The organism is Pseudomonas sp. SD17-1, from assembly GCF_029201585.1.
Taxonomy (GTDB): Bacteria; Pseudomonadota; Gammaproteobacteria; order Pseudomonadales; family Pseudomonadaceae; genus Aquipseudomonas; species Aquipseudomonas palmensis.
The window spans coordinates 5436387-5461589 of the sequence record NZ_CP104044.1 but is presented as its reverse complement, the minus strand read 5'-3'; the positions used below and the strand labels follow the sequence as shown (position 1 = coordinate 5461589).

General features: G+C 64.5%; 27 protein-coding genes. 17 read left to right on the top strand and 10 right to left on the bottom strand.

Translation table 11 applies throughout. The features are described from left to right. Nucleotides 1-94: 94 nt before the first annotated feature. Complete coding sequence (locus N0B28_RS24990; RefSeq protein WP_043863432.1) at nucleotides 95-643, top strand: sugar O-acetyltransferase; 549 nt, start codon at nucleotides 95-97, stop codon at nucleotides 641-643. Here N0B28_RS24990 and N0B28_RS24985 read toward each other — a convergent pair. Further along, complete coding sequence (locus tag N0B28_RS24985) at nucleotides 640-1197, bottom strand: DUF6436 domain-containing protein (protein WP_043863433.1); 558 nt, start codon at nucleotides 1195-1197, stop codon at nucleotides 640-642. The two genes, N0B28_RS24990 and N0B28_RS24985, sit on opposite strands and share 4 nt — an antisense overlap. A 163-nt stretch (nucleotides 1198-1360) precedes the next feature. On the opposite strand from N0B28_RS24985, the gene N0B28_RS24980 reads away from it, so the two are divergent. Next, a complete protein-coding gene (locus N0B28_RS24980; protein ID WP_058541761.1) occupies nucleotides 1361-2290 on the top strand; it encodes an alpha/beta hydrolase in 930 nt (309 codons plus the stop codon). On the opposite strand, the gene N0B28_RS24975 is transcribed toward N0B28_RS24980, so the two are convergent. Next, nucleotides 2291-3040, bottom strand: a complete 750-nt coding sequence (locus tag N0B28_RS24975) for a DUF2059 domain-containing protein (protein WP_054915516.1) — start codon at nucleotides 3038-3040, stop codon at nucleotides 2291-2293. It lies immediately after the preceding gene. A 114-nt stretch (nucleotides 3041-3154) separates the two neighbouring features. Here N0B28_RS24975 and N0B28_RS24970 point away from each other — a divergent pair, with 114 nt between their 5' ends. Further along, nucleotides 3155-3787 carry a 2OG-Fe(II) oxygenase gene (locus N0B28_RS24970; protein ID WP_043863436.1) on the top strand — a complete coding sequence of 211 codons (633 nt, stop codon included), beginning with the start codon at nucleotides 3155-3157 and terminating at the stop codon, nucleotides 3785-3787. Nucleotide 3788: 1 nt separating this feature from the next. Continuing rightward, the gene (locus N0B28_RS24965) at nucleotides 3789-4277 is read left to right on the top strand and encodes a DUF523 domain-containing protein (RefSeq protein WP_229588982.1); all 489 of its coding nucleotides are present in this window, start codon (nucleotides 3789-3791) and stop codon (nucleotides 4275-4277) included. On the opposite strand, the gene N0B28_RS24960 is transcribed toward N0B28_RS24965, so the two are convergent. Then, a complete protein-coding gene (locus tag N0B28_RS24960) occupies nucleotides 4274-4813 on the bottom strand; it encodes a transporter substrate-binding domain-containing protein (protein ID WP_116052395.1) in 540 nt (179 codons plus the stop codon). The genes N0B28_RS24965 and N0B28_RS24960 overlap by 4 nt on opposite strands. A gap of 229 nt (nucleotides 4814-5042) precedes the next feature. Between N0B28_RS24960 and N0B28_RS24955 the strand changes: the two genes are divergently transcribed. Next, nucleotides 5043-5516: a DUF4399 domain-containing protein gene (locus tag N0B28_RS24955; protein ID WP_058541763.1), complete on the top strand. Its 474-nt coding sequence runs from the start codon at nucleotides 5043-5045 to the stop codon at nucleotides 5514-5516. A 70-nt stretch (nucleotides 5517-5586) separates the two neighbouring features. Here the strand turns inward: N0B28_RS24955 and serA are convergent, their stop codons facing one another. Further along, on the bottom strand, nucleotides 5587-6816 hold the full coding sequence (gene serA / locus N0B28_RS24950; protein WP_043863440.1) for a phosphoglycerate dehydrogenase: 1230 nt from the start codon (nucleotides 6814-6816) through the stop codon (nucleotides 5587-5589). Between the two features lie 172 nt (nucleotides 6817-6988). On the opposite strand from serA, the gene N0B28_RS24945 reads away from it, so the two are divergent. The 4 genes from N0B28_RS24945 to N0B28_RS24930 all read left to right on the top strand — a co-directional run bounded on the left by N0B28_RS24945 (nucleotide 6989) and on the right by N0B28_RS24930 (nucleotide 11165). Next, on the top strand, nucleotides 6989-8386 hold the full coding sequence (locus tag N0B28_RS24945; protein WP_275729436.1) for an FAD-binding oxidoreductase: 1398 nt from the start codon (nucleotides 6989-6991) through the stop codon (nucleotides 8384-8386). 38 nt (nucleotides 8387-8424) lie between these two features. Then, nucleotides 8425-9090 (top strand): fumarylacetoacetate hydrolase family protein, encoded by a 666-nt coding sequence (locus N0B28_RS24940; RefSeq protein WP_043863442.1) that lies wholly within the window; start codon nucleotides 8425-8427, stop codon nucleotides 9088-9090. A 162-nt stretch (nucleotides 9091-9252) separates the two neighbouring features. Next, the gene (locus tag N0B28_RS24935) at nucleotides 9253-10185 is read left to right on the top strand and encodes an SdiA-regulated domain-containing protein (RefSeq protein WP_043863443.1); all 933 of its coding nucleotides are present in this window, start codon (nucleotides 9253-9255) and stop codon (nucleotides 10183-10185) included. Between the two features lie 77 nt (nucleotides 10186-10262). Further along, nucleotides 10263-11165, top strand: coding sequence for an SdiA-regulated domain-containing protein (locus N0B28_RS24930; protein WP_058541764.1), 903 nt, complete (start codon nucleotides 10263-10265; stop codon nucleotides 11163-11165). 87 nt (nucleotides 11166-11252) lie between these two features. On the opposite strand, the gene rpiA is transcribed toward N0B28_RS24930, so the two are convergent. Then, nucleotides 11253-11924 (bottom strand): ribose-5-phosphate isomerase RpiA, encoded by a 672-nt coding sequence (gene rpiA / locus N0B28_RS24925; protein ID WP_058541765.1) that lies wholly within the window; start codon nucleotides 11922-11924, stop codon nucleotides 11253-11255. 136 nt (nucleotides 11925-12060) lie between these two features. On the opposite strand from rpiA, the gene ilvA reads away from it, so the two are divergent. Further along, on the top strand, nucleotides 12061-13575 hold the full coding sequence (gene ilvA, locus N0B28_RS24920) for a threonine ammonia-lyase, biosynthetic (RefSeq protein WP_054915520.1): 1515 nt from the start codon (nucleotides 12061-12063) through the stop codon (nucleotides 13573-13575). Nucleotides 13576-13615: 40 nt separating this feature from the next. Further along, nucleotides 13616-14044 (top strand): DUF2269 family protein, encoded by a 429-nt coding sequence (locus tag N0B28_RS24915; protein ID WP_058541766.1) that lies wholly within the window; start codon nucleotides 13616-13618, stop codon nucleotides 14042-14044. 74 nt (nucleotides 14045-14118) lie between these two features. Here N0B28_RS24915 and N0B28_RS24910 read toward each other — a convergent pair whose 3' ends face one another. Then, a complete protein-coding gene (locus N0B28_RS24910) occupies nucleotides 14119-14775 on the bottom strand; it encodes an HAD family hydrolase (RefSeq protein ID WP_043863448.1) in 657 nt (218 codons plus the stop codon). Nucleotides 14776-14915: 140 nt separating this feature from the next. Here N0B28_RS24910 and N0B28_RS24905 point away from each other — a divergent pair, with 140 nt between their 5' ends. Further along, nucleotides 14916-15395 carry an RNA pyrophosphohydrolase gene (locus N0B28_RS24905; protein WP_043863449.1) on the top strand — a complete coding sequence of 160 codons (480 nt, stop codon included), beginning with the start codon at nucleotides 14916-14918 and terminating at the stop codon, nucleotides 15393-15395. 22 nt (nucleotides 15396-15417) lie between these two features. Further along, entirely contained in the window at nucleotides 15418-17697 is a 2280-nt protein-coding gene (gene ptsP / locus N0B28_RS24900; protein WP_043863450.1) for a phosphoenolpyruvate--protein phosphotransferase, read from the top strand. Between the two features lie 85 nt (nucleotides 17698-17782). Here the strand turns inward: ptsP and N0B28_RS24895 are convergent, their stop codons facing one another. Then, a complete protein-coding gene (locus N0B28_RS24895; protein WP_054915521.1) occupies nucleotides 17783-18529 on the bottom strand; it encodes an NRDE family protein in 747 nt (248 codons plus the stop codon). Between the two features lie 129 nt (nucleotides 18530-18658). Between N0B28_RS24895 and N0B28_RS24890 the strand changes: the two genes are divergently transcribed. Genes N0B28_RS24890 through N0B28_RS24880 form a run of 3 tightly spaced genes read left to right on the top strand, consistent with a single transcriptional unit; the run spans nucleotide 18659 to nucleotide 21288 of the window. Further along, nucleotides 18659-19441: a sulfite exporter TauE/SafE family protein gene (locus N0B28_RS24890; RefSeq protein ID WP_088514633.1), complete on the top strand. Its 783-nt coding sequence runs from the start codon at nucleotides 18659-18661 to the stop codon at nucleotides 19439-19441. A gap of 14 nt (nucleotides 19442-19455) precedes the next feature. Continuing rightward, nucleotides 19456-20268, top strand: coding sequence for a prolipoprotein diacylglyceryl transferase (gene lgt, locus N0B28_RS24885; RefSeq protein ID WP_088514634.1), 813 nt, complete (start codon nucleotides 19456-19458; stop codon nucleotides 20266-20268). A 48-nt stretch (nucleotides 20269-20316) separates the two neighbouring features. Then, nucleotides 20317-21288, top strand: a complete 972-nt coding sequence (locus N0B28_RS24880; RefSeq protein ID WP_088514635.1) for a thymidylate synthase — start codon at nucleotides 20317-20319, stop codon at nucleotides 21286-21288. 131 nt (nucleotides 21289-21419) lie between these two features. Here the strand turns inward: N0B28_RS24880 and N0B28_RS24875 are convergent, their stop codons facing one another. The 3 genes from N0B28_RS24875 to cadR all read right to left on the bottom strand — a co-directional run bounded on the left by N0B28_RS24875 (nucleotide 21420) and on the right by cadR (nucleotide 22830). Further along, nucleotides 21420-21695: a DUF3077 domain-containing protein gene (locus N0B28_RS24875; protein WP_058541767.1), complete on the bottom strand. Its 276-nt coding sequence runs from the start codon at nucleotides 21693-21695 to the stop codon at nucleotides 21420-21422. Further along, nucleotides 21688-21966 (bottom strand): hypothetical protein, encoded by a 279-nt coding sequence (locus tag N0B28_RS24870; RefSeq protein ID WP_058541768.1) that lies wholly within the window; start codon nucleotides 21964-21966, stop codon nucleotides 21688-21690. Before N0B28_RS24870 ends, N0B28_RS24875 begins: the two co-directional genes overlap by 8 nt. A gap of 420 nt (nucleotides 21967-22386) precedes the next feature. After that, complete coding sequence (cadR, locus tag N0B28_RS24865) at nucleotides 22387-22830, bottom strand: Cd(II)/Pb(II)-responsive transcriptional regulator (RefSeq protein ID WP_043863455.1); 444 nt, start codon at nucleotides 22828-22830, stop codon at nucleotides 22387-22389. Between the two features lie 84 nt (nucleotides 22831-22914). On the opposite strand from cadR, the gene N0B28_RS24860 reads away from it, so the two are divergent. Further along, the gene (locus N0B28_RS24860; protein WP_275729420.1) at nucleotides 22915-25197 is read left to right on the top strand and encodes a heavy metal translocating P-type ATPase; all 2283 of its coding nucleotides are present in this window, start codon (nucleotides 22915-22917) and stop codon (nucleotides 25195-25197) included. Nucleotides 25198-25203 lie beyond the last annotated feature (6 nt).

Sequence of the window (25203 nt, the reverse complement as noted above, 5' to 3'; positions counted from 1 at the left end):
TCCTTGTGCGAGGATCGTTCCTTGCCCTGGCCGGTCAGATGTTCGGCACAGGATAGACCCTGCAACTTAACCCATCCCAGGAAGCCACGGTCCGATGAACCTCAGTGAAAAGCAGAAAATGCTCGCCGGCCAGCTCTATCATGCCGGCTGTCCCGAGCTGCAGGCCGAGCAGATCGCCAACAAGCACTGGATGTACCGCTACAACCATTCCCCCGAACTGCTCAACGAGCAGCGTCATGCCCTGCTGGTCGAGCACTTCGCCAAGGTGGGGGCAGGCGCGGTGATCCGGCCGCCGTTTCATTGCGACTACGGCTACAACATCACGCTGGGCGCCAACGTGTTCGTCAACTTCAACTGCGTGATCCTCGACGTGGTGCAGGTGCACATCGGCGATGACTGCCAGATCGGCCCCGGTGTGCAGATCCTCACCGCCGACCATCCGCGCGATCCGGCCATCCGCCGTTCGGGGCTGGAGAGCGGGCGCCCGGTGAACATCGGCAGCAACGTGTGGATCGGTGCCGGTGCGCTGATTCTGCCAGGGGTGAGCATTGGTGATGATGCGATCATCGGCGCGGGCGCAGTGGTGACCCGCGATGTGCCGGCGGGGGCGACAGCGATGGGCAATCCGGCACGGGTACGCTAGCCGGCCCAGGGGCAATAGCAGCCCACCGCCAGGGTGTGGGTGGCGTTCACGCTGCGGCCCTGGGTGAGGGCCAGCAGAATGGGCTCGATGAAGCTGTTGCTCGAATTGCACGTGGCACCCTCGCTGTAGGGGCCGAAGTAGGCGAGCTGGCCGTTGCGGTCCCAGATCGCAACCGCAGGGCTTGCCGGCAGGTGCTCGGCGCCGGGCAGATCGGCCAGTGGCTTGAGCGCGCCGAGGGTGGCGGGCAGTTGGCCGTGGGTACCGGGCTTTTGCACCACGTAGAACTCCACGCCCTGGGCGGCGAAGTGCTCGGTCAGCTCGGCCAGGTGCTGCTGGTTGCCGACGTTGCAGGGGCAGGCCGGGTCCCAGAAGTGCACCAGGCGGACGGGGCCGGGGCCGGCGATGTCTTCTGGCAGGCGCAGAGTGTCGCCGGCGAACAGTGCGGTGTGGTTGTCGAAGGGGCGCAGGTAGCGGCCCTGGAAGCTGTCGTAGGCCCACCACAGGCCGGCGGCGCAGAGGAGCAGGGTGAGTCCGGTGAGCAGGTGGCGGGGCATCGGGGGTACCAATTCTGGAAAGGGGTGTATCTTTTCGCCGGCAAGGCCGGCGCCTACGGGCGAGGGGGCGGCACAGGCAACAAAAAAGTCCCCCAGCTTGCCACGCCGTTCGCAACAGATGAATATCACAGGTCAATCCTTTGCCCCGTTGTTGGTAACTTCCATGCCCGCGTCATTCCAGCCCGACTCCCTGCGTGCCAGCCTGCAACCGCTGGCCGCGCGTCAGCCGTTGTCGACCCAGGCGCAGGCGTACCGGCATTTCTACAGCCTGGACATTCCCGGCGTCGACAGCTGGCTGGGGCGTTTCGACACCGCAGGCTTCGAGCTGGTCGCCCAGGTCTGGCTGCCCGCCGCGCCTGTGGCGACGCTGGTATTGCTGCACGGTTTCTACGACCACATGGGCCTCTACCGCCACGCCATCGAATGGGCTCTGGCCCGGCAGTTCGCGGTCATCGCCTGCGACCTGCCGGGTCATGGGCTGTCCAGTGGCGAGCGCGCCAGCATCGATGACTTTGCGGTGTATCAGGACGTGCTGCAGGCGCTGTTCGAGCAGGGCCAGGCGCTGAACCTGCCGCAACCCTGGCACCTGTGTGGGCAGAGCACCGGCGGCGCCATCCTGGTCGACCACCTGCTGCATCACGGCGCGCACAGCCCGGCCCAGGGCCAGGTGATCCTGCTGGCGCCGCTGGTACGCCCGCGTGCGTGGCGCTGGTCGAAATTCAGCTATCAGGTGCTGCGCCACTTCGTCACCGGCATCGAGCGGCGCTTCAGCGAGAACAGCAACGACCCTACCTTTTTGCCGTTCCTGCAGGCCGACCCGCTGCAGCCGCGGCGCCTGCCCACTGCCTGGGTCGGGGCGCTGATGGCGTGGGTCAAGCGTATCGAGGTGGCGCCATGCAGCCCGCGCCAGCCGCTGATCGTGCAGGGGCAGGCCGACATGACCGTTGACTGGCCGTACAACCTTGAGGTGCTCAAGGCCAAGTTCGCCGAACCGCAGATTCTGCTGATGCCCGAAGCCCGCCACCACCTGGTCAACGAGCTGCCGGCAATACGCCGAGACTACTTTGCCTTCATCGGCCAGCGCCTGGGCTGATCACTGCAGGTCGGAGGTGCTCTGACCGACCGCCAGGCCAGCCCGGATTGCGGCCAGGGCGGCGGCATAGTACGCCTTGCCTTCGGGCGATTCGGCAAAGCTTGCAAAGGCGTCGAGTTCGGCATCCGACAGCCCGCGATACACATACAGCAGGGTGTTGTTCAGGTCGGCCTCGATCTGCTGCATCAGGCGCTGGCGCTGCCCGTCGAGCAGGCCCTGGGCCTGGCTGCCACCGAGCAGGCCGGGGATCATCTGGCTCAGGCTGTCGGCCGCCACCCCGGCAATCGCCAGGCTGACCTCGGCCCCGGCCTCGCGGGCCGGCAGGGCCTGGGCCAGGTGGCCGATGATCAGCAGGCGGCTGTCGCTGGCCTCGATCTTGGGCAGGCCCTTGGCATTCTTGGCCAACTGGTCACGGCGGGTGGCCAGCAGCTCGGCCGCCACGATCTTGCGCCCCAGGGGGGATTGAAAAAACGCCAGCGCAGGCTTGGGGTCGCTGAGGTTGGCGCGCAACTGGGCTTCGGCGCGGCGGTCGACGGCGGTGGGTTCGAAACGCTGGTTGCTGTTGTTCACCAGGGCCTGGAAGACTGCAGGCGGCAGGCTGTTGCGATAGCGCTGCTGGGCGGCATCGAGGGCATCGGTGAAGTGGGCGCGCTGCTCCGGCCACCCGGCAACCTTGTACAGTTGGTCGTGGGTATCTGCCAGGACAGGCGTGGTGCAGATCATCAACAGCAGAAAAAACAAACGGCGCATTCAGGACTCCTGTCGGCAGGCCGCTATTGTCCGTGGCCCGGCGGGGCTTTGTCGAGACGCCAATGCACACTCTCGGCCAAGTGGCGCTGTCGGTTTTGCTGGCGGCTCGATACTATGCGCGGCATGCAGATATCCCTTGATCACCCCTTGCTGTCGCGCATCGTCGACGACCTGGCCACCCGTGGCTGGTCGCAGCACGACCTGTTCCTGCCGGCCCCGCTGACGCGGGCACTGGCGGCCGAGTGCCGCCGCCGCGCCGCCGAAGGTGAACTGGCCCCTGCGGGGGTCGGGCGAGGGCCCGCGCAGGAAGTACGCGAAGGTATTCGCAACGACCATATCCAGTGGCTCGAACCCGGTGACTCGGACGCCTGTGACCAGTACCTGGGGTTGATGGACGGCCTGCGCGAAGCGATGAACCGCGGCCTGTTCCTGGGCCTGGAAGACTTCGAGTGCCACTTCGCCCTGTACCCGCCCGGCGGCTTCTACCGCAAGCACCTGGACCGCTTTCGCGACGACGACCGGCGCATGGTCTCGGCGGTGATCTACCTCAACGAAGACTGGCTGCCCGAACATGGCGGGCAGTTGCGCATGACCCTCAAGGACAATGTGGAACACGATGTGCAGCCGACCGGCGGTTGCCTGGTGGTGTTCCTCTCCGGCGAGATCCCCCACGAAGTGCTGCCGGCCAACCGCGAGCGGTTGTCGCTCACCGGCTGGTTCCGTCGGCGCGGCAACGAGCCCTTCTAGCATGCACAAGGTTCTGGTCAGCGCCTGCCTGCTGGGGCAGCCGGTGCGCTATGACGGTCGCGCCAGCGGGCATCCGGATGTGCTCCAGGGCTGGCAGCGGGAGGGTCGCGTGGTGCCGTTGTGCCCCGAGGTCGCCGGCGGCCTGCCGACCCCGCGGCCACCTGCGGAAATTCCCGGTGGGCAGGGCAGTGCGGTGCTGGAGGGCCAGGCCCGGGTGGTGACGGTAGCTGGCGAGGACGTGACCGCGCCGTTCGTGCAGGGCGCGCACCTGGCGCTGGCACTGGTGCAGCGCCACGCCATAAGGGTGGCCGTGCTCAAGTCGGGCAGCCCGTCCTGTGGCAACCGGCTGACCTATGACGGTACGTTCAGCGGCACCAGGGTGGAAGGTGAGGGCGTGACCACGGCGCTGTTGCGCCGGGCCGGGGTGCAGGTGTTCAGCGAACTGGAGCTGGACGCGGCCGTGCAGGCCCTGGATGCCCTCGACGCCTAAGGTGCGTCGGTGTCCACGGCAGCATCCGCCGCCTCGGTGTGGGTCTGGGCCTGGGGCTCGACAGCGGGCCGCGCCGCCTGCTGCGCCAGCTCGGTCATGCGCCCGTTGTCCTTGATGCGCTGCAGGGCGGCGTTCAAGGCTTTCTCGAAGGCCGGGTTGTCCTTCTGGAAGGGCATCACATAGCGTCTGTCGTCGTCACCGTCGGTATAGGGTTCGCTGACACCCAGGCGCTGCTTGAGCTCGGGGCTGGCGGTGATCTGGTCCAGGGCGATGTCGTAACGGCCGCTTTCCACACCGTCCAGCAACTCGTCATGGTCGACGGGCACGAACTCCACCCCTACATCCAGCTCCTTGGCCAGCGCCTGGCCCAGCCCGATCTCGAAGCCGGTCCACTGGCCTTGCTTGCGGATATTGGTCGAGGAATCGGCGCTGATCGCGATACGCAGTTCATTTCGATCGTTGACCTCGTCGATCAGCTCGGCATGGGCCAACGGGGTCAGCAGGGCCGTGAGCAGTACCCCAATAGTCAAACGCATCTAAGCCCCTTTCCTGGTCTTTGGCAGTGAGTCCGGTCGCCGCGACTTTTTGTGTGTGTCGCGGTCGAACAGTGTCTAGGACCGCACTTGGCCGAGGATGTTAGATGCCAGGGAAGATTTTTCCGTGGCGTTTTTTAAAGCTTGCCTTGGCGCAATTGATCTATCGTAATGAACCGTTGCCCTGGTATTCAGGGGTAAGGGTTACCGAAGTAAATCACAGGAGAAGTGAATGAAAAGCCTATTTTCGCGTGCTGCCGTCGCTGGTTTGTTGATGGGCGTGTCCGCGCTGGCCGCCGCCGAAGGCCTGGTGAGCCAGGCACCACCCAAGGATGCCAAGGTATTCATCGTTTCCCCGGCCGATGGCGCCACCGTCGACAAGACCTTCACCGTCAAGTTTGGCATCGAAGGCATGGAACTCAAGCCGGCCGGCGACGCCACCCCGCATAGCGGCCATCATCACCTGCTGGTGGACGTCGACAAGGCGCCGGCTGCCGACCAGGTGCTGCCCACCAGCCTGATGCCGGAAAACGGCCAGCCGCTGCCCGCCGGCCCGCAGGTACTGCACTTTGGCAAGGCGCAGACCGAAACCCAGCTGACCCTGACCCCTGGCAAGCACACCCTGCAACTGGTGCTGGGCGACAAGTTCCACGTGCCGTTCAAGCCAAGCGTGGAATCGAAGAAGATCACCGTGACCGTGAAGTAAAACGCGGGCATGAAAAAAGGCGACCCGAGGGGCGCCTTTTTCATTTGTATCGGTGTTGCCGGCGAAGCGTTTAGAACAGCACGCGCGAACGGATGGTGCCGTTGATGTGCTGCAGCTTCTCTTGCGCCAGGTCCGAGTACTCGGCATCGACGTCGATCACCACGTAGCCGACCTTCTCGTTGGTCTGCAGGAACTGACCGGAGATGTTGATCGAGTTTTCCGCGAACACCTTGTTGATCTCGCTGAGCACGCCCGGAATGTTCTGGTGGATGTGCAGCAGGCGGTGCTTGCCCGGGTGCGCCGGCAGGGCCACTTCAGGGAAGTTGACCGACGACACGGAGGTACCGTTGTCGCTGTACTTGACCAGCTTCTCGGCCACTTCCAGGCCGATGTTGGCCTGGGCCTCGGCGGTGGAACCACCGATGTGCGGGGTCAGGATCACGTTGTCCAGGCCACGCAGCGGGCTTTCGAACTGCTCGTCGTTGGAGCGCGGCTCTACCGGGAACACGTCGATGGCGGCGCCGATCAGGTGCTTGTCCTTGATCGCGGCGGCCAGGTGGTCCAGTTCGACCACGGTGCCACGGGCGGCGTTGATCAGGATCGCGCCCTTTTTCATCGCGCGGATTTCCTTCTCGCCGATCATCCACTGGGTGGATGGCAGCTCAGGAACGTGCAGCGAGACGATGTCGGCCAGGCCCAGCAGCTCGTGCAGGCTGGCGACCTGGGTCGCGTTGCCCAGCGGCAGCTTGGTCAGCGGGTCGAAGAAGAACACCTGCATGCCCAGGCTTTCGGCCAGTACCGACAGTTGGGTGCCGATCGAGCCGTAGCCGACGATGCCCAGCTTCTTGCCACGGATCTCGAAGGAGTTGGCCGCGCTCTTGATCCAGCCGCCACGGTGGCAGGAAGCGTTCTTCTCGGGGATGCCGCGCAGCAGCAGGATCGCTTCGGCCAGTACCAGCTCGGCAACCGAACGGGTGTTGGAGTAAGGCGCGTTGAACACGGCGATGCCGCGCTCGCGAGCGGCGTCCAGGTCGACCTGGTTGGTGCCGATGCAGAAACAGCCGACAGCGACCAGTTTCTTGGCGCAGTCGAAGACCTCTTCGGTCAGCTGGGTGCGAGAGCGAATGCCGATGAAGTGGGCATCGGCGATCTTTTCCTTCAGTTGCGCATCCGGCAGGGAGCCGGTGAGGTATTCGATGTTGCTGTACCCGGCGGCCTTGAGGACGTCCACGGCGGATTGGTGGACGCCTTCGAGGAGAAGGAACTTGATCTTGCTCTTATCGAGAGAAGTCTTGCTCATCTGCGTAAACCTGTGTCCCGGAGAAAAATGGCAGGGAAAGAAGCGCTCGCAGCATCGGCTTTCGGCACGATCTGCGGGGGTGCGTATGCTAGCATAGGCACCCCTGTTTACGCCCATCCCTGGCACGTGAAACGTGCTCAGGGTGACCATGAATTGTTCGAGAGTTCTGTAGATGACCGATCGTGCGCTGTTGGATGAGCTGATGACCCTGGTTGAGCCTGGAAAGGTCCTGACCGACGCTGCTTCACTTGATGCGTACGGCAAGGACTGGACCAAGCATTTTGCTCCAGCCCCTCTGGCCATCGTGTTCCCCAAGAGCACCGAACAGGTTCAGGCCATCGTGCGCTGGGCCAACCAGCGCCAGGTCGCCCTGGTGCCGTCGGGCGGGCGCACCGGCCTGTCGGCTGCCGCAGTAGCCGCCAATGGCGAAGTGGTGGTGGCGTTCGACTACATGAACCAGATTCTCGACTTCAACGAATTCGACCGCAGCGTGGTGTGCCAGCCTGGCGTGATCACCGAGCAGCTGCAGAATTTTGCCGAGGACAAGGGCCTGTACTACCCGGTCGACTTCGCGTCGGCAGGTTCCAGCCAGATTGGCGGCAATATCGGCACCAATGCCGGCGGTATCAAGGTGATTCGCTACGGCATGACCCGCAACTGGGTAGCTGGCCTCAAGGTCGTGACCGGCAAGGGCGACCTGCTCGAGCTGAACAAGGATCTGATCAAGAACGCCACCGGCTACGACCTGCGCCAGCTGTTCATCGGCGCCGAAGGTACCCTGGGCTTCGTGGTCGAGGCCACCATGCGCCTGGACCGGGCACCCAACAACCTCACCGCGATGGTGCTGGGCACGCCTGATTTCGACTCCATCATGCCGGTGCTGCACGCCTTCCGTGGCAAGCTCGACCTGACCGCCTTCGAATTTCTTTCCGACAAGGCCCTGGCCAAGGTCCTGGGCCGCGGTGACGTGCTTGCGCCGTTCGAGACCGATTGCCCGTTCTACGCGCTGCTGGAATTCGAAGCCAGCACCGAGGAAGTGGCCAACGAAGCCCTGGCCACCTTCGAGCACTGCGTCGAGCAGGGCTGGGTACTGGACGGCGTGATGAGCCAGAGCCAGCAGCAACTGCAGAACCTGTGGAAGCTGCGCGAGTACATCTCCGAGACCATCTCGCACTGGACCCCGTACAAGAACGACATTTCGGTAACCGTGTCGAAGGTGCCGGCGTTCCTCAAGGATATCGACGCGATCGTCGCCGAACGCTACCCCGACTTCGAGGTGGTGTGGTACGGCCACATCGGCGACGGCAACCTGCACCTGAACATCCTCAAGCCCGACGACATGAGCAAGGACGAGTTCTTCTCCCGTTGCGCGGTGGTCAACAAGCAGGTGTTCGAGACGGTAGAGAAGTACAACGGCTCGATTTCGGCCGAACACGGCGTGGGCATGACCAAGCGTGACTACCTGACCTACAGCCGTTCGCCGGTCGAGATCGAGTACATGAAGGCAGTGAAGGCGGTGTTCGACCCCAACGGGATCATGAACCCGGGCAAGATCTTCGCCGTCGAGTGAACCCAGCAGCGCCAATAACATCGTTCCAGGAGTCGGCAATGAACTATCAGCACCAGTATGTAGACGGCACGCGTACTCATCTGCCGGTGGGCAAGGTGGTGTGCATCGGTCGCAACTACGCCGAGCACGCCAAAGAGCTCGACAACCCGATTCCGACCGAGCCGCTGCTGTTCATCAAGCCGGGCAGTTGCGTGGTATCGCTGGAAGGCGGGTTCAAGATCCCGGCCGAGCGTGGTTCGGTGCACTACGAGGCGGAAATCGCGGTGCTGCTGGGCAAGTCGCTGTCGCCGGCGCCTACCGAAGAAGAAGTGCTCGACGCCATCTCCGGCTTCGCCCCGGCACTGGACCTGACCCTGCGTGACCTGCAGGCGCAGCTCAAGGAAAAGGGCCTGCCCTGGGAGCGCGCCAAGTGCTTCGACGGCGCCTGCGTGCTGACGCCCTTCGTGGTTGGCAGCACATTCGAGGACCTGGCCGATATCGGCATTCGCCTGAGCATCAACGGCGAGGTGCGCCAGGACGGCAACAGCGCGCTGATGCTCAACCCGATCGTGCCGATGATCCAGCACATGGCCTCGCAGTTCGCGCTGCAGGCGGGTGACGTGATCCTCACCGGTACGCCGGCCGGCGTCGGGCCGCTGAGCGCTGGCGATGAGCTGGTGCTGGAACTGCCCGGTGTGAGCCGTTTCGAGGGCAGCGTTCGCTGACCTGCCCCGGGTGGCAGTCGATAGCCGACTGCCACCTTTTCCCCGGCCTTTGATCGGGCGTTGCCGTTTTTTTCACAAATGATCCGGATAATCCCCGCGAATCAACCTTGTGAACGTGCCTGCGTGTTGCGTGCCAGGCTAAAAAAACAACGGGAATACCTGATGGCCACACCTTATCCTTCCAGCGGTTCGCTCCCTCCTGTGCGCAAGCGTCGTCTCCTGTTGCGCTGGTCTACCTGGCTGGTGACGGCTGCGGTGATCGGCTATGGCGTGGCCATCGCCATGCACTGGGACGACCGTGGCCTGCTGTGGCTGCAGGAGCGTTTCGAGTCGGTGAGCGAACAGCAGGCCAGTATCTGGCTGCCGGGCTATACGGTCGATATCGACGCCAAGGTGCTGCCGGGCATGGAGGACGACGAGGCCTCCGACCTGGCCTACGACCCCCAGCGCAAGACCCTGTTCGCCGTCATGGGCAAGAACCCGTTCCTGGTCGAGCTGACCCTGGACGGCGATGTGTTGCGCAAGCTGCCACTTCACGGCTGGAGCAACCCCGAGGGGGTTGCGGTGCTGGCGGACGGGCGGTTGGCCATTGTCGACGAGCGTGATCACACCATGACCATCGTCAGCCTGGACGACAGCACCCAGGCACTGAACATCAAGGATTTCACGCAATACGACCTGGGCCCTTCGGCCAATCAGAACAAGGCCTTCGAGGCGATTGCCTGGGACCCGCGCAACCAGCGCCTCGTGCTGGGCGAGGAGCGTCCGCCGCGGCTGTTCACCTGGCGCACCGACGGCCGTTCGCCGCTGACCGGCGACAAGCAGCCGCTGCCCAGTGACGAGCTGGACCTGCGCAACCTCTCGGCGCTGGGGGTCGACCCGCGTACCGGGCACATGCTGGTGCTGTCGGCCGACTCGAACATGCTGCTGGAGCTGGACGAGCGGGGCGAGCAGGTCAGCTTCATGACCCTGCTCGGCGGTTTCAACGGCCTGAAAAAGCGCATCCCTCGCGCCGAGGGCGTGGCCATGGACGACCAGGGCACCCTGTACATCGTCAGTGAGCCGAACCTGTTCTACCGCTTTCGCAAGCAGTGACTCCCGCATAGTGGCATTAAGCTTCGATTCAGTTGGCTATGGTTAGATGACGCCCGAACCCTGCCGAGTCTTCCCGAATGCGTCGTTACCTGCCCCTGGTCTTTCTTGTTTTCAGTCTGCTGGCCCTTGCCGCCCTGGGCGTGGCGGGGCAGCAGCACCGCGTGTTCGAGCGTGCCTGGTTCGACCTCAAGGCCTGGTGGCAGCCGGCCGAGCAGGGCATGGGGCTGAGCCGCTACCAGGTGGTGGTCGAGGCACGCCCGGTCGAGGGGCTGCAGGCGGATATTTCGGCGCTGACCTTCGACCCGGACCGCAACAGCCTGTACACGGTCACCAACAAGAACCCCGAACTGATCGAGCTGTCGCTGGAGGGGCGCATCGTGCGGCGCATCCCCCTGACCGGTTTCGGCGACCCCGAGGCGGTGGAGTATGTGGGGCCGGGCAGTTTCGTGATCACCGACGAGCGCGAGCAGCGCCTGATCCGGGTGCATGTGGCGCCCGATACCGCGTTCCTGGATGCCAAGGATGCCGAGCAGCTTACCCTGGGCATCGGCCTGAACGGCAACAAGGGTTTCGAGGGGCTGGCCTACGACTCGGGCGGCAAGCGCCTGTTCGTGGCCAAGGAGCGCGACCCGATGCTGATCTACGAGGTGCACGGGTTTCCCCATGACAATCCGGAGCAGCCCTTTGCGGTGCACGTGGTGCAGGACCGCAAGCGTGATTCGCGGTTGTTCGTGAGAGACCTGTCGAGCTTGCAGTTCGACGAGCGCAGCGGGCATCTGCTGGCCCTGTCGGACGAATCGCAACTGGTGCTGGAGCTGGACGTGAAGGGCAAGCCGATCAGCAGCCTGTCGCTGCGCAAGGGGTCTGCCGGGTTGAAGGCGAGCGTGCCGCAGGCCGAGGGGATTGCGCTGGACGATGCCGGGACGCTGTATGTGGTGAGCGAGCCGAACCTGTTCTACGTATTCAAGAAGACCGAGTAGGCTGTATCGCGGGTCAAGCCCGCTCCCACAAGATCACACCGAACCTGTGGGAGCGGGCTTGGCCCGCGATGAGGCCGCCCCGCAAGCTTACTTGGTCAGGGTCTTCACGCCGTCCGCGGTCCCCAGCAGCAGCAGGTCCGCCGGGCGCGCCGCGAACAGGCCGTTGGTCACCACGCCCACGATCGCGTTGATCTGGGTTTCCAGCTCCACCGGGTTGGTGATCTGCAGGTTGAACACGTCCAGGATGATGTTGCCGTTGTCGGTCACCACGCCTTCGCGGTACACCGGGTCGCCGCCCAGTTTCACCAGCTGACGTGCCACATGGCTGCGCGCCATCGGGATCACCTCGACCGGCAGCGGGAAGGCGCCCAGTACCGGCACCAGCTTGCTCGCGTCGGCAATGCAGATGAAGGTCTTGGCCACGGCCGCGACGATCTTCTCGCGGGTCAGGGCTGCGCCACCGCCCTTGATCAGGTTCAGGCGCTCGTCGCTCTCGTCGGCACCGTCCACATAGAACTCCAGGTCGCTGACCGTGTTCAGCTCGTACACCGGAATGCCGTGGCCCTTCAGGCGTGCAGCCGTGGCCTCGGAGCTGGCGACCGCACCATCGAACGCACCCTTGTGCAGCGCCAGGGCGTCGATGAAGCAGTTGGCGGTCGAACCGGTGCCGACGCCGACGATGCTCTTGTCATCGAGCTTGGGCAGAATGAAATCGACAGCGGCCTGGGCGACAGCCTGTTTGAGTTGGTCCTGGGTCATGCGGGCTCCGGAGCGGGCAGGGGTATCGTGAGGGCGCGTAGTATAGCGGCTAAAACCACAGACTGGCTGTGGTCGCCCGACCGGGCGCTGCGGTAGACTCCGAGGCCCCGCCCAGCTGCCCAGTGATGCGTTCCCGATGCTCGAACAGTACGTCAAGAAGATCCTCACCTCGCGCGTCTATGACGTCGCCGTCGAAACCCCGCTGCAACCGGCCGGCCAGCTCAGCAAGCGCCTGGGCAACCACGTGCTGCTCAAGCGCGAAGACCTGCAGCCGGTGTTCTCGTTCAAGATCCGCGGCGCCTACAACAAGCTGGCGCAGTTGAGCGCCGAGGAACTGGCGCGGGGCGTGGTCACCGCCTCGGCCGGCAACCATGCCCAGGGCCTGGCGCTGGCCGCCCGTGAACTGGGGATCAAGGCCACCATCGTGATGCCCAAGACCACCCCCGAGATCAAGGTCGAAGGCGTGCGCTCGCGGGGCGCCAAGGTGGTGCTGCATGGCGATTCGTTCCCCGAGGCGCTGGCCTACTCGCTCAAGCTGGTGGACGAAAAGGGCTTCGTCTATATCCACCCCTATGACGACCCGCACACCATCGCCGGGCAGGGCACCGTGGCCATGGAGATCCTGCGCCAGCACCCCGGGCCGCTGGACGCGATCTTCGTGCCGGTGGGCGGCGGCGGCCTGATCGCCGGCATTGCCGCCTACGTCAAATACCTGCGCCCCGAGATCAAGGTGATCGGTGTCGAGCCGGACGACTCCAACTGCCTGCAGGCCGCCATGGCCGCCGGCGAGCGCGTGGTGCTGCCGCAGGTGGGCCTGTTCGCCGATGGCGTGGCGGTGGCGCAGATCGGCCAGCACACCTTCGACATCTGCAAGGATCATGTGGACGAGGTGATCACCGTCAGCACCGACGAGATCTGCGCGGCCATCAAGGACATCTACGACGATACCCGCTCGATCACCGAACCTGCCGGCGCGCTGGGCGTTGCCGGCATCAAGAAGTACGTTGAGCTGCGAGGTGTGACCGGGCAGACCCTGGTGGCCATCGACTCCGGTGCCAACGTGAACTTCGACCGCCTGCGCCATGTGGCCGAGCGCGCCGAACTGGGCGAGGGCCGCGAGGCGATCATCGCAGTGACCATCCCCGAACAGCCGGGCAGCTTCAAGGCGTTCTGCGAGGCCATCGGCAAGCGCCAGATCACCGAATTCAACTACCGCTACCACGCCGACGGCGAGGCGCACATCTTTGTCGGGGTGCAGACCCACCCCGACACCGACCCGCGCAGTGCCCTGCTGCACAGCCTGACCGCGCAGGGTTTTCCGGTGCTGGACCTGACCGACAACGAGCTGGCCAAGCTGCACATCCGCCACATGGTGGGCGGGCACGCGGCGCGGGTCAGCGACGAGCTGGTGCTGCGCTTCGAGTTCCCTGAGCGGCCGGGGGCGCTGTTCAACTTCCTCAACAAGCTGGGTGGGCGCTGGAACATCTCGATGTTCCACTACCGCAACCATGGCGCGGCCGATGGTCGCGTGGTGGCCGGGCTGCAGGTGCCGGATGATGAGCGCCACCTGGTGCCGGCGGCACTGGCCAAGATCGGCTACCCGTACTGGGATGAAACCGACAACCCGGCGTACCGGCTGTTTCTGGGCTGAACGGCTACGCTGTTGGGCAACGCCTGAGGAATAAGAAGACATGGAATTGCTGACAAGCCTGAAAATCGCCCACGTACTGGCCACGGTCGTGCTGCTGGGCAGTGCCCTGGGCCTGGCGCTGTGGGTCTGGCTGGCACGACGCAAGGGTGACGTGACTGCGCACACGCGCCTGTTGCAGCGGCCTTTGCTGTTCGTATGGTTGCTGATGGGCGTATGCCTGGTGAGCATGCCGTTCAGTGGCTGGTGGCTGGTGCACCTGATCGGCTGGCCATTGGGGCAGACCTGGGTGCTGGGCTCCAGCCTGATCTATACGGTGGGGGCGTTCAGCTGGTTCTGGCTGAGTGTGCGCCTTAACCGGCTGCGCACGGCGCCGGGCGCAGGCAACCCGAAGGTGACGCTGGGCCTGGCGGTGTTCTGCGCCGTGTGCTTCATCGCGATTGCCGGGCTGATGGGTGCAAAACCCGTCTGATGCCTTCGCCGGCCAGGCCGGCTCCTACACCCGTTGCGCTGTAGGAGCCGGCCTTGCCGGCGAATGGTCACACCTCAATCGCGCAGGCTGATCACCGGCCAGCCGCGTTTCTCGGCTTCGGCACGCAGGGTAGGGTCCGGGTTCACCGCCACCGGGTTGGCCACCTGCTCCAGCAGCGGCAGGTCGTTGATCGAGTCGCTATAGAAGTAGCTGTCGTCCAGGTTCAAGCCATTCTCTTCGAGCCAGCGGTTCAGGCGCGTCACCTTGCCTTCACGGAAGCACGGCACGTCGATGCTGCGCCCGCTGTAGCGACCATCGACCATCTCGCACTCGGTGGCCAGCAAGGTCTCAACGCCCAGGCGCTGGGCAATCGGGCCGGTGATGAAGCGGTTGGTGGCGGTGATGATCACCAGCTTGTCGCCCGCGTCACGGTGCTTTTGCAGCAGCGCCAGGGCCTGGGGCAGGATGATCGGCTCGACGCAGTCGCGCATGAAGTCGCGGTGCCATTCGTCGAGTTGCGCCATTTCGGTCCTGGCCAGGATCTCCAGGGTGAATTCAAGGTAGGCGCCCTGGTCCAGCTTGCCGGCCAGGTAGTCCTGGTAGAACGCATCGTTGCGGTTCTTGTAGGCGATGGGGTCGAGAATCCCGCGTTCGCACAGGTAATCGCCCCAGGCGTGGTCGCTGTCGCCACCCAGAAGCGTGTTGTCCAGATCGAATAAAGCCAGGCGCATCGAAGTCACTCGCATAACATCTGAAAAGGCCCACAGAATACGGACTTTTATCTGCTATGCACATAAGGTGGAGCGGCGCGTTGCTGGCGTTGCAAGCTTTGTGGAACAATGCGGCGACATGCGTTTGCGAGGTTGCTGCCGTGATCGACCCCGATGGTTTTCGCCCCAATGTCGGGATCATTCTGACCAATGATCTCGGGCAGGTGCTATGGGCTCGACGGATCAACCAGGATGCCTGGCAGTTTCCACAAGGCGGGATCAACCCCGAGGAAACGCCGGAAGACGCCCTGTACCGCGAGCTGAATGAAGAAGTGGGCCTGGAGCGGCAGGATGTTGAAATTCTTGCCTGCACCCGTGGCTGGTTGCGTTATCGTTTACCCCAACGCCTGGTGCGTACCCACAGCCAACCGCTGTGCATCGGCCAGAAACAGAAATGGTTCCTCCTGCGCCTGGTGTCCAACGAGCAGCGGGTGCGGATGGATTTGACCGGTAAACCGGAATTCGATGGGTGGCGCTGGGTCAGCTATTGGTATCCGTTGGGCCAGGTGGTGACATTCAAGCGCGAGGTTTACCGCCGCGCTCTCAAAGAGCTTGCCCCGCGCCTGCTGGCGCGCGACTGACGACGGAGTTCGACCCCGAGCCATGCTCAATACGCTGCGCAAGATCGTCCAGGAAGTTAACTCCGCCAAGGATCTCAAGACGGCGTTGGGGATCATTGTGTTACGCGTCAAAGAAGCCATGGGCAGCCAGGTGTGTTCCGTCTACCTGCTCGACCCGGAGAGCAACCGCTTCGTGCTGATGGCCACCGAGGGCCTGAACAAGCGCTCCATCGGCAAGGTCAGCATGGCCCCCAACGAAGGCCTGGTGGGCCTGGTGGGTACCCGCGAAGAACCGCTGAACCTGGAAAACGCCGCCGATCACCCGCGTTATCGCTACTTTGCCGAAACCGGCGAAGAGCGCTTTGCCTCCTTCCTCGGTGCACCCATCATCCACCACCGCCGCGTGGTGGGCGTGCTGGTCATCCAGCAGAAGGAACGTCGCCAGTTCGACGAGGGCGAAGAAGCCTTCCTGGTCACCATGAGTGCGCAGCTGGCCGGGGTTATCGCCCATGCCGAGGCCACCGGCTCGATTCGCGGCCTGGGGCGCCAGGGCAAGGGTATCCAGGAAGCCAAGTTCGTCGGCGTGCCGGGCTCGCCTGGCGCGGCGGTGGGTACGGCGGTGGTGATGCTGCCGCCGGCCGACCTGGATGTGGTGCCGGACAAGACCGTCACCGACATCGACGCCGAACTCAAACTGTTCAACAACGCCCTCGAAGGCGTGCGCAGCGACATGCGCAACCTCTCGGCCAAGCTCGCCACCCAGCTGCGCCCCGAAGAGCGTGCGCTGTTCGACGTGTACCTGATGATGCTCGAAGACGTCGCCCTGGGCGGCGAGGTGGTGGAGGTCATCAAGACCGGCCAGTGGGCCCAGGGCGCCTTGCGCCAGGTGGTGGGCGAGCACGTCAACCGCTTCGAGCTGATGGACGACGCCTACCTGCGCGAGCGCGCCTCCGATGTCAAAGACCTCGGCCGGCGCCTGCTGGCCTACCTGCAGGAAGCCCGCCAGCTGACCCTGGTGTACCCCGACAACACCATCCTGATCAGCGAAGAGCTGACCCCGGCCATGCTCGGCGAAGTACCCGAAGGCAAGCTGGTGGGGCTGGTGTCGGTTCTCGGCTCGGGCAACTCCCACGTCGCGATCCTGGCGCGTGCCATGGGCATCCCCACGGTGATGGGCCTGGTCGACCTGCCGTATTCGAAGGTCGACGGCATCCAGATGATCGTCGACGGCTACAAGGGCGACGTCTACACCAACCCCAGCGAAGTGCTGCGCAAGCACTACACCGAAGTGGTCGAGGAGGAGCGCCAGCTGGCCCAGGGCCTGGACGCCCTGCGCGAACTGCCGTGCGAGACGCTCGATGGCTATCGCATGCCGCTGTGGGTCAACACCGGGTTGCTGGCCGACGTGGCGCGGGCGCAGCAGCGCGGCGCCGAAGGGGTGGGGCTGTACCGTACCGAAGTGCCGTTCATGATCAACCAGCGCTTCCCCAGCGAAAAGGAGCAGCTGGCGATCTATCGCGAGCAACTGGCGGCCTTCCACCCGTTGCCGGTGACCATGCGCAGCCTGGACATCGGGGGTGACAAGGCGCTGTCGTACTTCCCGATCAAGGAGGACAACCCGTTCCTGGGTTGGCGCGGTATCCGCGTGACGCTGGACCACCCGGAGATCTTCCTGGTGCAGACCCGCGCCATGCTCAAGGCCAGCGAAGGCCTGAACAACCTGCGCATCCTGCTGCCGATGATCTCCGGGATACACGAACTGGAAGAGGCATTGCACCTGATCCACCGCGCCTGGGGCGAGGTGCGCGACGAAGGCACCGACGTGCCGATGCCGCCGGTGGGGGTCATGATCGAGATTCCGGCGGCGGTCTACCAGACCCGCGAGCTGGCGCGCATGGTCGACTTCCTGTCGGTGGGGTCCAACGACCTGACCCAGTACCTGCTGGCGGTCGACCGCAACAACCCGCGGGTGGCCGACCTCTATGACTACCTGCACCCTGCGGTGCTGCAGGCCTTGCAGCACGTGGTGACCGCGGCGCATGCCGAGGGCAAGCCGGTGAGCATCTGTGGCGAGATGGCTGGCGACCCGGCAGCGGCGGTGCTGCTGATGGCCATGGGCTTCGACAGCCTGTCGATGAACGCCACCAACCTGCCGAAAGTGAAATGGATGCTGCGTCAGATCAGCATGAGCAAATCCAGGGAATTGCTGGAGCAGGCGATGGGTATCGATAACCCGCAGGTTATCCACAGCTCGCTGCAACTGGCGCTGAAGAACCTGGGGTTGTCACGGATGATCAATCCTGGGGCTTCCAAGACCCTGTGAAGCCAGGGCCGCTTCGCGGCCCTTCGCCGGCAAGGCCGGCTCCTACAGGAGGTCGATGTAGGAGCCGGCCTTGCCGGCGAAAGCGTCAAACCTGCAGGGTGACCTCGCCCAACTGCCCCCCAAACGGCCCGAAGCTGCGCTCCACCATCAACCTGCTGCCATCCGCCTCGACAATCAACACCGTACTCGCCCGCGTCCCGTAGTTCTGGCTGGCAATGAACACGCTCGACAGTAACCGCTCGGTCGCCAGCCCCACACCGGTCTGCGGCAGCTCGGCCTCTTCGGCCTGCTGCTCATCCCCCAGCAACGCCAGCAGCCGCTGTGGTCGCGGGTCCTGCAGCTGGTCTTCGAGCGCAGCCCGCATCTTCAGCAGTTTCGGCCACGGCGTATCCAGCCCGGCATTCGACAAGCCGTACACCCCCTCGCCCAGCAGCACCGGCGCCGCCTCCTGCGCATTCAGGTACCCCAGCTGCCCGGCGTCCCCTACCAGCAGGTTGAATCCCGAATACTGGCTGCTGCGGCTGGCCACATGGTCCAGGTAAGCCTCCACCCCCAGCTCGCCGCGCAGAAACCCCGCCACCAGCTCGCCGCGCGAGCGCGCACCCTGCGCCTGCTGCGGGTCCCGAATATTGGTCAGCGCCGCAAAGCGCCCGCCCGGTCCGACCCCCAGCCAGCTGCCGCCAGCCTCCAGGTCACGTCCGGCATACACCCCCGGCGCATCCTCCCACGCCCCCAGCGCCTGGCTGGGGCGGGCATAGAACTCGTCACGGTTGGCCGCGACGATCAGCGGCCGGGCATGCCCCGGGCGCCATGCAAAAGCAATCAGACACATAGGTTCGCTCCCAGTGTTTTCAGCCACTCTACCTACACTGGCGTTCGCTATCCATCGACTAAACGTGTCTTCACTAGAGCCACAGGCCCACCTTCCGTTACCATGCCGAACTGATTTTGGGGGTCGACAATGGAATTTGTGATCTATCTGGTGCTGGGCGCCTGTGCAGGTGTACTGGCCGGGCTGTTCGGCGTGGGCGGCGGCATCATCATCGTGCCGGTGCTGGTACTGAGCTTCACCCTGCAGGGCTTCGACGCCTCGGTGCTGACCCACCTGGCAGTCGGCACGTCGCTGGCGACCATTGTCTTCACCTCGGTCAACGCCATCCTCGAGCACCACCGCCGTGGCGCGGTGCAGTGGCCGATCTTCGTGTGGATGACCGTGGGCATCCTGCTCGGCGCCGGGGTAGGGGCCAAGACCGCCTCGCTGATCCAGGGCCCGCACCTGCAGAAGATCATCGGCGTGTTCGCCCTGGTGGTGGCCGTGCAGATGGCCCTGGACCTCAAGCCCAAGGCCAGCCGCGGCGTACCCGGCAAGCTTGGCCTGACCGCCGCCGGCGGCGTGGTGGGCTGGGCCTCGGCGATCTTCGGCATCGGCGGCGGCTCGCTCACCGTGCCCTTCCTGACCTGGCGCAGCCTGCCCATGCAGCAGGCGGTGGCCACGTCCTCGGCCTGTGGTTTTCCGATTGCGGTGGCCAGTGCCCTGAGTTTCATCGTGCTGGGCTGGGACGAGGCGCACCTGCCGCCCAACAGCCTGGGCTTCGTGTATTTGCCGGCGCTGCTCGGGATTGCCCTGACCAGCATGTTCTTTGCCCGTTTCGGTGCGCGCCTGGCGCATAAACTGTCGCCACGCCTGCTCAAGCGGCTGTTCGCCGCACTGCTGTTCTGTGTAGGCCTGAGCTTTTTGCTTTAACGAGAGGAGTCACCATGCTGCCTTACCCGCAGATCGATCCCGTGGCACTGGCCATCGGGCCGCTGAAAATCCACTGGTACGGCCTGATGTACCTGATCGGCATCGGCGGCGCGTGGCTGCTGGCGTCGCGCCGGCTGCACCGCTTCGACCCCACCTGGAGCCGCGAGAAACTCTCCGACCTGGTGTTCTGGCTGTCCATGGGCGTGATCGTCGGCGGGCGCCTGGGCTACGTGCTGTTCTATGACCTGAGCGCGTACCTGGCCAACCCGACGCTGATCTTCGAGGTGTGGAAGGGCGGCATGTCGTTCCATGGCGGCTTCATCGGCGTGATGCTGGCGGCGCTGTGGTTCGGCAAGCGCAACAACAAGTCGTTCTTCGAGCTGATGGACTTCGTTGCGCCGCTGGTGCCAATCGGCCTGGGTGCCGGGCGCATTGGCAACTTCATCAACGCCGAGCTGTGGGGCAAGGCCACCGACGTGCCGTGGGCCATGGTGTTCCCGCCGTTCAGCGACCCGGCGCAATTGCCGCGTCACCCGTCGCAGCTGTACCAGTTCGCCCTGGAAGGTGTGGCACTATTCCTGATTCTGTGGCTGTACTCGCGTAAACCGCGCCCGACCATGGCGGTTTCCGGGATGTTCGCGCTGTTCTACGGCATCTTCCGCTTCATCGTCGAGTTCGTGCGGGTGCCGGATGCGCAGCTGGGTTACCTGGCCTTCGGCTGGCTGACCATGGGGCAGGTGCTGTGCGTGCCGATGATCGTCGCCGGTATCGCGCTGATCTGGCTGGCCTACCGCCGCGCGCCGAGTGCCAAGGGCGCCGCGCTTTAATTTTCCCGGCAGGGGCCTGGCCCCTGCCGGTATCGAGACAGGTAAGACATGAAGCAATATCTAGAGCTGGTGCGTGATGTGATCGAGAACGGCACCCTGCAGGGCAACCGTACCGGCGTGCGCACCATCAGCCTGCCGGGCGCCATGCTGCGTTTCGACCTGCAGAAGGGTTTCCCGGCCATCACCACCCGCCGCCTGGCGTTCAAGTCGGCGATCGGCGAGATGGTGGGCTTTCTGCGTGGCGTGAAGAACGCCGGCGAATTCCGTGAACTGGGCTGCAAGGTCTGGGACCAGAACGCCAACGAGAACGCCCAGTGGCTGGCCAACCCCTTCCGCCAGGGGCATGACGACCTGGGCGAGATCTACGGCGTGCAATGGCGCCAGTGGCCGGCCTACAAGCGCATCCCGCTGAGCAACCCGGCGGCCATCGAGCTGGCGCAGAGCAATGGCTTCGTGAAGATTGCCGAGGCAGAAGAAGAGGGCGAGGCGTTCGTGGTGCTGTACAAGGCCATCGACCAGATTCGCCAGTGCATCGACACCATCCACAACGACCCGGGCAGCCGCCGCATCCTGTTCCATGGCTGGAACTGTGCGCAGTTGGACGAGATGGCGTTGCCGCCGTGCCATCTGCTGTATCAGTTTCACCCGAACGTGGAGACCAAGGAGATTTCCCTGACCCTCTACATCCGCTCCAACGACCTGGGCCTGGGCACACCGTTCAACCTCACCGAAGGCGCCGCGCTGCTGTCGCTGGTGGGCCGCCTGACCGGCTACACGCCGCGCTGGTTCACCTACTTCATCGGTGATGCGCACGTGTATGAGAACCACCTGGACATGCTCACCGAACAGCTCAAGCGCGAGCCGCTGGCGGCGCCCAGGCTGGTGATCTCCGACCGCGTGCCGGAGTATGCCAAGACGGGTGTGTACGAGCCGGAGTGGCTGGAGAAGATCGAGCCGAGCGACTTCAGCCTGGAAGGCTACGAGCACCATGCGCCGATGACGGCGCCGATGGCGGTCTAAGCGCGTCATACCGCTTCGCCAGCAAGGCTGGCCCCTACAAGGATCACCGCGATCCCCTGTAGGAGCCAGCCTTGCTGGCGAAAGGGCTGTCAATTAACGTCCAGTTTGTAGCCTTGGCGCACAATGCGCCGTTACGCCTGCTTCATCCCCAACTCCGCATCATCGATCAGCGCCTTGGCGAACCCGCTGAGGTAATAAGCTGCCCACACCGCTGCGCCATCGTCATCCATCACACCGTTCAGAATGAGCTTGTGCACGCAGCCGAGCATGATCGAAGCCTGCTCCAGTGCGTAATCGCAGGGGATGCCGGGGACGATTCGGAAGAGTTCTGTAGGTGGGTTTTGGCTTCGAATGAACGTCGCGGCACCTATCGTCTCGCCTGTGCCAGCTTGCGGGCCGTTACTCATGCAGAAATCCTTGTTCCAGAGTTAGCAGGTTGGCTAGTGCATGCTCTACCAACGCTTTAGCCATCTCGGCCGAATGCAGCACACTCAGCAGCATACTGTGGCTTGGATCATTGGCGTGGGTTCTACAGAATTCATTGGTGGTTTCATGGATGCCGCGCATCAATTCGCTAGCGAAGGCAAGGGAGTCAGCGGTAACGAGGTCGCTGTGGATGGAGAAGTAGGGGCTGGTGAATGGGTGTAGAACAGGCGGATCGGGGACGATCTTTTTCATGGCGTAACTCCTAGGTTCACTCAGGAGCTACCGCCCAATCCCTCTCACAGGATGTAGGGTGGCAGCCGTACGCGGGGTGAGAGACCGGAGACCTAGGAACCCGGCCAGACCAAAGTCTGCCCGCGCACAGCTGCCATGACAAAGCTGCCATCAGGTCAAGGACGGGCTCTCACACCCGGTCGCCAAATCGACGACTAGGGAAAACTAGCCTTGATGTGCCTTCTCAGCAACGGAGAAAGGGTGGCAGCTTGCGTAGGATAGTTCTGAAAGCATTTAGACTGGAAATTTTTTGACCCATGTGATCGCAGACGAAGGATGGCCGTGTAAGCGCGCCATACCGCTTCGCCAGCAAGGCTGGCTCCTACAAGGATCACCGCGATCCCCTGTAGGAGCCAGCCTTGCTGGCGAAAGGGCCCTCAGTCAGTGCCCATGGCTGCGCCCCACATGCGAATGCTCCGCCTCCGGGGCTGTCACCGCACCGTTCACCTCCAGATGCTGCAGGATCGAGCACTGCGTTTCCTGCGCCCGGCAATGCTGGCGCAACTCCAGCAACTGCCCCTGCAATGCCACCAACCCGTCGATGCGCGCCTTCACGTGCTGGATATGCTCGTCGATCAGCGCATTCACGCTTTCACACTGGTCCTCCGGGCTGTCGCGCAGGCGCAGCAGGCTGCGGATCTCTTCCAGGGTCATGTCCAACGTGCGGCAGTTGCGGATGAAGGTCAGCCGCTCCACGTGCGCCTGGGTATACAGCCGGTAGTTGCCCTCGCTGCGCGCAGGCTCTGGCAAGAGGCTTTCACGCTCGTAGTAGCGAATGGTTTCCACCGGGCAGTCGGTGGCCCTGGCCAGCTCTCCGATCTTCATCTGCAAAATACCTCGGTTGGTTGCTTGACCCTATAGTGGCTACAGGGTGTTCACTTGGCAACAGGACCTTTAGGGATGAACCACATGAACCAGCCTGTCAGCCCCGACCACGTCGGCCACGCGCATGATCACAAGCATGAACATAGCCACGATCATGCCCACGACCACGCGGACCACGACCACGCCAGCCCCGCGCCTGCCCACGGCAGCTGCTGCTCCGGCGCCGCCGCACCGGCCCCGGTGCAGCTGCGTGAAACCACCAGCAGCGATGCGCGGCTGAGCCGCTTCCGGATCGAGGCCATGGACTGCCCGACCGAGCAGACCCTGATCCAGAACAAGCTGGGCAAGCTCGACGGCGTCGAGCAGCTGGAATTCAACCTGATCAACCGTATCCTCGGCGTCACGCATACCCACCCCGACACCCGCGGCATCGAGCAGGCGATCACCTCGCTGGGCATGCACGCCGAACCGCTCGACGATGCGGGCGAGGCCGGCAGCGGTGCAGGGGCTGCGCCGAAGAAAGCCTGGTGGCCGCTGGCGCTGTCCGGTGTCGCCGCACTCGCCGCCGAGATCGTCCACTTCACCAATGCCGCCCCGGAATGGGCCGTGGCCCTGCTGGCGCTGGCGGCCATTCTCGGCTGCGGCCTGGGCACCTACAAGAAGGGCTGGATTGCCCTGAAGAACCGCAACCTGAACATCAACGCACTGATGAGCATCGCCGTGACCGGCGCCGTGCTGATCGGCCAGTGGCCGGAAGCGGCCATGGTGATGGTGCTGTTCACCCTGGCCGAACTGATCGAGGCGCGCTCGCTGGACCGTGCACGCAACGCCATCGGCGGCCTGATGCAACTGGCCCCGGACCTGGCCACCGTGCGCCAGGCCGACGGCCAATGGCAGGAGGTCGACGTGCGCCAGGTGGCCCTTGGCGCCACCGTGCGCGTGCGCCCAGGCGAACGTATCGGCCTGGACGGCGAAGTGCTGCAAGGCCAGTCCAGCATCGACCAGGCGCCGATCACCGGCGAAAGCCTGCCGGTGGAGAAGGGCCCCGGCAACAAGGTGTTCGCCGGCACCATCAACCAGTCCGGTGCGCTGGAGTACCGCGTGACCGCCGCCGCCGGCCAGTCGACCCTGGCCCGCATCATCAAGGCCGTGGAGCAAGCCCAGGGCGCCCGCGCCCCGACCCAGCGCTTCGTCGACCAGTTCTCGCGCATCTACACCCCGGTGGTGTTCGTGCTGGCACTGGCGGTGGCCGTGGTGGCACCGCTGTTCTTCGGCGGCCTGTGGTTCGACTGGATCTACCGTGCGCTGGTGCTGCTGGTGGTGGCGTGCCCGTGCGCGCTGGTGATCTCGACCCCGGTGACCATCGTCAGCGGCCTGGCCGCCGCAGCGCGCAAGGGCATCCTGATCAAGGGCGGCGTGTACCTGGAGGGCGGGCGCAAGCTCAGCTTCCTGGCGCTGGACAAGACCGGCACCATCACCCACGGCAAACCGGTGCAAACCGACTACCGCGTGCTCGATGCGCGCTTCGAAGACCGCGCCCAGCACATCGCCGCGAGCCTGGGCGCTCGTTCCGATCACCCGGTGTCGATGGCCATCGCACAGCAGTACGCCGATCAGCCGCTGGCCGAGGTCAGCGAGTTTCAGGCCCTGATGGGCCGTGGCGTGGGCGGCAGGATCGACGGCGTGCTGTACCACCTGGGCAACCATCGCCTGGTCGAGGAACTGGGCCTGTGCTCGCCCGAACTGGAAGCCCAGCTCGATGAGCTGGAGCGCCAGGGCAAGACCGTGGTGCTGCTGCTCGACGCCTCCGGCCCGCTGGCGCTGTTCGCCGTGGCCGATACGGTCAAGGAAAGCAGCCGCGAGGCGATTGCGCAGTTGCATGCACTGGGTATCAAGACCGTCATGCTCACCGGCGACAATCCGCACACCGCCGAGGCCATCGCAGCGCAGGTGGGCATCGATGAGGCTCGCGGCAACCTGCTGCCGGCCGACAAGCTCAAGGCCATCGAAGACCTGTACGCCCAGGGCCATCGGGTCGGCATGGTCGGCGACGGCATCAACGATGCCCCGGCGCTGGCGCGGGCCGAGATCGGGTTTGCCATGGCGGCGGCCGGTACCGACACCGCCATCGAAACCGCAGACGTGGCACTGATGGATGACGACTTGCGCAAAATCCCGGCGTTCGTCAGGCTCTCGCGGCAAAGCGCGGCGATCCTGGTGCAGAACATCGTTCTGGCCCTGGGCATCAAGGCGATCTTCCTGGCGATCACCTTCACCGGCATGGCGACCTTGTGGATGGCGGTGTTCGCCGACATGGGCGTGAGCTTGCTGGTGGTATTCAACGGCTTGCGCCTGCTCAGAAAGTAAGAGGCG